This window comes from Bifidobacteriaceae bacterium (genome assembly GCA_031281585.1).
In the GTDB taxonomy this organism is placed as follows: Bacteria; Actinomycetota; Actinomycetes; order Actinomycetales; family WQXJ01; genus JAIRTF01.
The window spans coordinates 1-7,036 of sequence record JAITFE010000150.1 but is presented as its reverse complement, the minus strand read 5'-3'; the positions used below and the strand labels follow the sequence as shown (position 1 = coordinate 7,036).

Here is a 7,036-nt window from a genome sequence, read left to right as displayed (position 1 = left end):
ACCGAACGTCCTTGCGGGCGCATCAACCGGCCCCGGCGTCCCTCGGCGCCGGCCTCGGCGAAACGCCGGAACGCGGCGATCAGCAAACCCAGCGCGAGTTCGGCCACCACTTGGCCGTTCGAGCCCCGGCCCGTGCCCAGGCCGACACCCGGTGGCAGGCGGGACGCCAGCCCGTCGTAGCCGGCCGGGACAACCTGGACGTATTCCAGGCCCGGGGCGCTGGCCAACTCCGAGTCGAACTCCTCCCGGCTGCGCACCAACGAAAGCAGGGCGCGGGCGGAGGCGGCGGCGGACGGCATCGGGCAACCGGCTTTGTAGCCGATTGGCTCAAGTTCGTCATAAGCGGAGGCGGCCGCCAACGCTTGGACCGGCACCAACACGCGCAGGCGCGCGCCTGGCGTCACGGTTGGATTGGGCACAGGGCTACTCTAGGGCACATGCCAAAACTGCGTTCCGACGTCCTCATGACCGGCCGCAACATGGCGGGGGCGCGGGCTTTGCTGCGCGCCGCCGGGGTTGCGCGGGAGGATTTCGGCAAGCCGATCATCGCGGTGGCGAACTCGTTCACCGAATTCGTGCCGGGCCACACGCATCTGGCGCCGGTGGGGCGGATCGTCTCCGAGGCCATCCACGAGGCGGGCGGAATTGCCCGCGAGTTCAACACGATCGCCGTTGACGACGGGATCGCGATGGGCCACGACGGGATGCTTTACTCGCTGCCGAGCCGCGAACTGATCGCGGACAGCGTGGAGTACATGGTGAACGCGCACCGGGCGGACGCGCTGATCTGCATTTCGAACTGCGACAAGATCACCCCGGGCATGCTGATGGCGGCGATGCGCCTGAACATCCCCACGGTTTTCGTCTCCGGCGGCCCCATGGAAGGCGGCCGCGCGGTCTTGGCGAACGGGACCGGTCGGGACAAGCTGGACCTGATCAGCGCCATCGCCGAATCGGCCAACCCGCAGGTCTCCGACGCCGACCTGGCGGCCATCGAAGAGGGCGCGTGCCCCACTTGCGGCTCCTGCTCCGGAATGTTCACCGCCAACTCGATGAACTGCTTGACGGAGGCGATCGGGTTGGCGTTGCCGGGCAACGGCACCCTGCTGGCCACCCACACGGACCGCGCCAAGCTTTTCCGCAAAGCGGGCGCCCAGGTGGTGGAACTGGCCCGGCGCTACTACCAGGGCGAAGACGAATCCGTCCTGCCCCTGTCCATAGCCACCCCCGCCGCTTTCCAGAACGCGATGACCCTGGACATCGCCATGGGCGGCTCCACCAACACGATCCTGCACATTTTGGCGATAGCCCAAGAAGCCCGGGTCGACTTCACGCTCCACCACATCGAGGAGCTCAGCCACCGCGTGCCCTGCGTCTGCAAGGTGGCGCCCAACGGCACCGCCCTGATCCAGGACGTGCACCGCGCGGGCGGCATCCCCGCCATCCTGGGCGAACTGGACAGGGCGGGGCTGTTCAACCGCGAGGTCGCCACCATCCACTCCCCGGACGTTGACACCTGGCTGGGCTTGTGGGACGTGCGCTCGGGGCGCGCGCTCGCGGAGGCGGAGGAAATGTTCCGCGCCGCGCCCGGCGGCCGCTACTCGCCCGCCGCGTTCACCCAGTCCGAACGCTACCCGGACCTCGACCTGGACTCCGCCGCCGGGATAATCCGCGACGTCCCGCACGCCTTTACCCGCGACGGCGGCCTGGCCATTCTGCGCGGCAACTTGGCCCCGGACGGGGCGGTCGTCAAGACCGCCGGGGTTGACCAGTCCATTTGGCATTTCGAGGGACCGGCGGTTGTTTTCGAATCCCAGGATGGTGCCGTCGCCGGCATCTTGGGGGGTCGCGTCACGGCCGGAGACGTGGTGGTCATCCGCTACGAGGGACCGTCCGGCGGCCCGGGCATGCAGGAGATGCTGTACCCGACCTCTTTCCTGAAAGGACGCGGTCTGGGCAAAGAATGCGCCCTCATCACGGACGGCCGCTTCTCCGGCGGCACGTCCGGTCTGTCGATTGGCCACGTGTCGCCAGAGGCGGCCAGCGGGGGCCTGATCGCCCTGGTGGAAGACGGCGACCGCATAATCATCGACATTCCCGGCCGCGAGCTGACCCTGGACGTGGGCGGCGAGGAACTGGCGGCCCGGCGTGAAACCCTGGCGGAAACGCGGGGGTATAGGCCGGCCGGACGGGATCGTCCAATATCTCAGGCGCTGAAAACCTACGCGGCGCTGGCCACCTCCGCGGACAAGGGGGCGGTGCGGGACCTGGGACGCCTGGCCTCGCCGGCCGAACGCGCTGGACGCGGACTGTAGGGGCCGCTCGTGACCGCCGCCGTCACCATCATCGACCTGGTCAAGCGCTACCGCCGCACAATGGCGCTGGACCACGTTTCAATGAACTTCGAAGAGGGGCTGATCCACGGGCTGTTCGGGCACAACGGCGCCGGCAAGACCACGCTGATGTCGATCATCACGGCCCAAATCCTGGCGACCTCGGGACAGGCGCTGGTCTACGGGCGGCGGCCCTATGAGCACGCGCCCGTGCTGGAACGCATGTGCTTCATCCGCGAGGGGCAGGGCTACCCCAACGACGCGCGCGCCCGCGACGCCTTCAAAGCCGCGCGCATGTTCTACCCGCGCTGGGACCAAGCCCTCGCCAACCACCTGATCGAAGCCCTGGCGATCCCCCTGAACCACCGCGTGCGGCGCATGTCCCGGGGTCAGAACTCCGCCGTCGGCGTCACCATTGGGCTGGCCGCGCGGGCCGACATCACGTTCTTCGACGAACCGTATCTGGGGTTGGACGCCATGGCCCGCCAGGTTTTCTACGAGACGCTGGCCGCCTCCTACGCGCGCGACCCGAGGACCATTGTGCTGTCCAGCCACCTGATCGACGAGGTCGCGCCCTTAGTCACCAACGTGGTGGTGCTGGACCACGCGCGCGTGCTGATCGACCAGGACCGCGAAAGCCTGCTGGGGCGCGCGGCGCGGGTGATAGGGCCGTCCGCCGCCGTCGCGGAGTTCGCGCGCGGGCGCGAGGTCATTGGGCAAGAGGCGATGGGGCCGTACTTGGCGCTGACCATCATGGGGGCGCTGTCCGCCGAGGACCAACGCGCGTTGGCCGCGACCGGCCTGACCGTGGAGGCGGTCTCCCTCCAACAGCTCGTGATCCACCTGACCCGCCGGCAAGCGGCCGAATCCGGGTTGGCGCCCCCGGCGGCAATGGTCTGGCCCAGCGACGGCGGGAAGGCGGCCGGCCAATGAAGCACAAACCGCGCCTCGTCAAAGTCATCCGCCTGCACCTGGCCAACCGGGCCACCTACCTGATCATCCCCGCAGTCGTGGTGACCGCCACCTTCCTGCTGTCGATCGCCTTGTACATGGTCCTGCTGCTGGGCCTGGAGGAAGAAGCCCCCCGCCAGCTCTACGGGCTGGGCGGATTCCAGTTCGTGCCGTTCTACTACGCGGTCACCGTCGGCATTCAGGCCATGATGTACACGTATCCGTTCGCCATGGCCATGTCGTTGACCCGGCGCGAATATATTAACGGCACCACCGGCCTGGCCGCCCTGTTCGCGGGCGGGCTGGCGCTCCTCTACGGTGTGGGGCGGGTGGTCGAGGAGCACACCGACGGATTCGGGATCGGCTTCCACTATTTCGGCCTGGCGGGTTGGTTCGCCGGTTTCGCCTGGTGGGAGCAATTCGTTTTCCTGACCGGCCTCACCCTCATGCTGTTCATGGCGGGCTTCTGCTGCACCACGGTCTTCAAACGCGGCGGCGCGATCCGCCTGGTGGTCGAGATCACGGCCTGGACCATGGGCATGGTCGGGGCGATCGCGCTGGTCACCTGGCAAGAATGGTGGCCGGCGGTGGGCGACTGGTTCCTCGGCCTGACCCCGTCGGTGGCCGGCGGATGGATGCTGGTGATCGCGGGCACGTTCTCGCTCGGGTCATACTGGTCGATCCGCAAAGCTGTGCCCTGACCGGCCGGTAAACTCGCCTACCAAAGCAGTTCCCGACCCCCGACCCAGCAGAGAGACCAACCATGTTCGATCCAGCGACCGGCGAACGCGCGGCCCGGCGACGGCTCGACGACCCTTTCCTGTCCGCCGGCGACCTGGCCGTGATAGCCGGCGCCTTCCCCTCCCTATCCCCCCTGGTGGCCGCCCATCCGGCCCTTTATCAAGGGCTGGAGGACCGCTTGCGGACCTTGGGACGCCTTGACGTCAACGCCATCTTGGACGCCCGCAAGGCCGCCACCAGCACCGGAGCTTTCCCTGCGGCCGATCCGGACGCCCCGCCCCCAGCCCCAACCGCCCCCGCGCCCCCGCCCGAAGCCGCTGGCCCGGCTGCAGTCCCGCCCGGCCCCGAACCCGTGCCCCAGCCGGCCCCAGCCGACCCGGCGACCCCGCCCGGCCCCGCCGCAGTTCCGCCCGTCCCCGAATCCGTGCCCCGGCCCGAAGTCGCCCGGCCCGCCGCAACCCCGCCCGGCCCCGAACCCGCGCCAGCCGACCCGGCGACCCCGCCCGCCTCGGATGCGAGCGCGGCGGCATCCTCCCTTCCCGATTGGCTGGCGGGCGCCGACCAAGCAGCCGAAGGCCGCCAGCGGGCGACTGCGATTCCCCCAGAACCCGAGTGGCTCACGGCCCCGGCCGAAGCCCCCAGCCCAGAGCCGGCGGAACCATCAAGACCCGTTGGGGAAACGGCCCCCGCATGGCTGCCACCAGCGACGGAATCGCCGGCGGCGCCGCCGCTCAACCAGCCCCCAGCCCCGCCAGCGATCTCCCAACCCGCAGAATCGGGACCAGGTTGGCTCCCACCCGCCACAGAACCGCCGGCCCCACGGCAACCGGAACCACCAGCTCCGGTCGCTGCACCAGCGGTCGACCAGCCCGAGGGATCGGGACCAGGTTGGCTCCCACCCGCCACAGAACCCCCGGCGCCGCCAGCCGCCCTGCCACCGGAACCACCAGTTCCGGCCGCCGCACCAGCGGTCGACCAACCCGCGGGACCAGGACCAGGTTGGCTCCCACCCGCCCCAGAACCCCCGGCGCCGCCAGCCGCGCTGCCCCCGGAGCCACCAGCCCCGGCCGCCGCACCAGCGGTCGACCAACCTGCGGGATCAGGACCAGGTTGGCTCCCACCCGCCCCAGAACCGCCCGCGCCGCCGGCCACCCGGCAACCCGAGGCCCCAGCCCCGGCCGCCGCACCAGCGGTCGACCAGCCCGAGGGATCAGGGCCGGCCTGGCTGCCGCCACTCGCGGAGCCGCCCGTGCCGCCAGCGGCCCGGCAACCAGAACCAGTAGCTTCCAGCCAACGTGCGGCTTCGGCACCGGCGTGGGCCCCGCCTGCGGCACTCCCCTCCGGCCAGCCGGGGGGTCCCCCGCTGCCACAGCCAGCCCCTGAGGCGCGGCCTGGTCAAGACTCCGGAACCAAGGGGCCTTGGCCATGGCCTGCGGACCTGCCCAGCGCCAACGAGAGCGCCATCCCGGCCAGTTCGCCGGCACCGCCCTCGCGCCGGCCAAGACCCGTCGATTCGTCAAGTCCTGGAGGGGCCCCGCGACGGCATGGCAGCCAACCTGAGCCCAGATCCAGGTGGCGAGGGGTTGTAATCCTCCTCGGGGCGGCGCTGATCATTGCGGGCGGCGTGATCTCGGCCCTGATCAACGGCCCCACGTAGACTACGGCGGGTCTGACGGCATCGGCGCCTTGGGTCACCAACCGAACGAGCGGGCGAGCCTGGACAGCAACCCAAGCGGGTCGATCAGGTCTTTGTGGGCGGCCTCGTGAATAGTCCACCCGGCCTGCTGAAGCTGACCGCGGCGAACCATGTCGTCAAAGGCTTGGGACTCGTCGGCGAAGTGTTGGCGCCCTTGGTACTCCAACGCGATTCTGCGGTCAGGCCACGACAGGTCGAGCATGCGCCGCCGGCCGCCCAGCTTGATCTCGTGGTTGACCATTGGCTCTGGGAAGCCCGCATCCCAAAGCACCAGCCTCAGCCAGGTCTCCATGAACGAATCGGTGCCGTGGCGGAGCTGTTTGGCCGCCGCCCGCACCAGTTTGGATCCAGGCCCGGTCGACACGTCCGCACAAGCCGTCAGCTGTGCGACGCGCGCCCAGTTGTGTTTCCGTCGGTCCAACACGTCGCCGAGTTGCACCGCCTCAAGAAAAACCCGCTTGGCAGGCGAGTCGAACAGCCCCCGCGCTACCGACGGCCCCGCATCCCACGGCACCCACTTGTGTTCACAGCCCAAGCGACGCACCGCGTCGACCCAACTATCGCTGATCGATGCCGTGCGAATTCCGCTTGCCCGGTGAAACAGTTGCGGACAGTGCCCGGCCCGCCGGTGAACCACAACGTCGGCACGCCGGGCGGCCCAGTCAACGTTCTCAGGCGCCAGCAGGTGGACCCGCGTTTCGGCCTCGCGCTTTGACAGGTCCGGCAGTTCGATGCCGGCCAACGCGAGCGTTGTCACCCCAGTCACCACCGTTCCGGCCGGCGAAACCGCCAGCGCCGCCCGCACCCTCGCCTCCAGCTTGCCTGCTTCTTCGGCCGTCTCCGCGTAGACACCGCGCGTCACGCGGGCGCCATGTCTTCGCAGCGCGCGCCCCTGCGCCTCCGTGAGCCCCTCGGACCGTCGCAACCCCGCCACCAACCCAGATTCCATCCGAACGCTGCCCAAGTCCAGCGATTCACCCAACGGGATAACCGCTGGCGATCCCCGCCGCGCCGTGCTACAGCCCCGCTCTGTCCGGAACTCCCCGAAGCAAGCCCGAAACCGCCGCTTCGGGGAGAAACGGACAACCACCGCCGACGCCGCCAACCCGCCACACGGCATCGGCGCAGGTCAGCGGACCGACCGGGTCGGGCCGCGCAAGGGGCCCTGTCCGGAACTCCCCGAAGCAAGCCGAAACCCGCCGCTTCGGGGAGAAACGGACAACCGCCGCCGATGCCGTCGCCCAGCCACACGGCATCGTCCCAAGTCAGCGGACCGGCCGGGTCCGGGCGCACAAGGGGACCTGTCCGGAATTCC

At 69.8% G+C, this 7,036-nt stretch carries 7 protein-coding genes; 3 read left to right on the top strand and 4 right to left on the bottom strand.

Annotated elements, in window-relative coordinates; genetic code table 11:
- Positions 1–419: hypothetical protein (locus tag LBC97_15615; GenBank protein MDR2567453.1), on the bottom strand; the 419-nt coding region annotated here is incomplete at its 3' end.
- Between the two features lie 18 nt (positions 420–437).
- Here LBC97_15615 and ilvD point away from each other — a divergent pair.
- From ilvD to LBC97_15600, 3 genes are read left to right on the top strand one after another with little or no spacing between them, the layout of a single operon-like run.
- Positions 438–2,315 (top strand): dihydroxy-acid dehydratase, encoded by a 1,878-nt coding sequence (gene ilvD / locus LBC97_15610; GenBank protein MDR2567452.1) that lies wholly within the window; start codon positions 438–440, stop codon positions 2,313–2,315.
- A 9-nt stretch (positions 2,316–2,324) separates the two neighbouring features.
- Complete coding sequence (locus LBC97_15605; GenBank protein ID MDR2567451.1) at positions 2,325–3,266, top strand: ABC transporter ATP-binding protein; 942 nt, start codon at positions 2,325–2,327, stop codon at positions 3,264–3,266.
- On the top strand, positions 3,263–3,985 hold the full coding sequence (locus tag LBC97_15600) for a hypothetical protein (protein ID MDR2567450.1): 723 nt from the start codon (positions 3,263–3,265) through the stop codon (positions 3,983–3,985). The genes LBC97_15605 and LBC97_15600 overlap by 4 nt, the downstream gene beginning before the upstream one ends.
- Positions 3,986–4,184: 199 nt before the next feature.
- On the opposite strand, the gene LBC97_15595 is transcribed toward LBC97_15600, so the two are convergent.
- From LBC97_15595 to LBC97_15585, 3 genes are all read right to left on the bottom strand, one after another.
- Positions 4,185–4,646: a hypothetical protein gene (locus tag LBC97_15595; GenBank protein MDR2567449.1), complete on the bottom strand. Its 462-nt coding sequence runs from the start codon at positions 4,644–4,646 to the stop codon at positions 4,185–4,187.
- 110 nt (positions 4,647–4,756) lie between these two features.
- Positions 4,757–5,146 (bottom strand): hypothetical protein, encoded by a 390-nt coding sequence (locus LBC97_15590; GenBank protein MDR2567448.1) that lies wholly within the window; start codon positions 5,144–5,146, stop codon positions 4,757–4,759.
- Between the two features lie 570 nt (positions 5,147–5,716).
- Positions 5,717–6,583: a hypothetical protein gene (locus LBC97_15585; protein MDR2567447.1), complete on the bottom strand. Its 867-nt coding sequence runs from the start codon at positions 6,581–6,583 to the stop codon at positions 5,717–5,719.
- Positions 6,584–7,036: the final 453 nt, after the last annotated feature.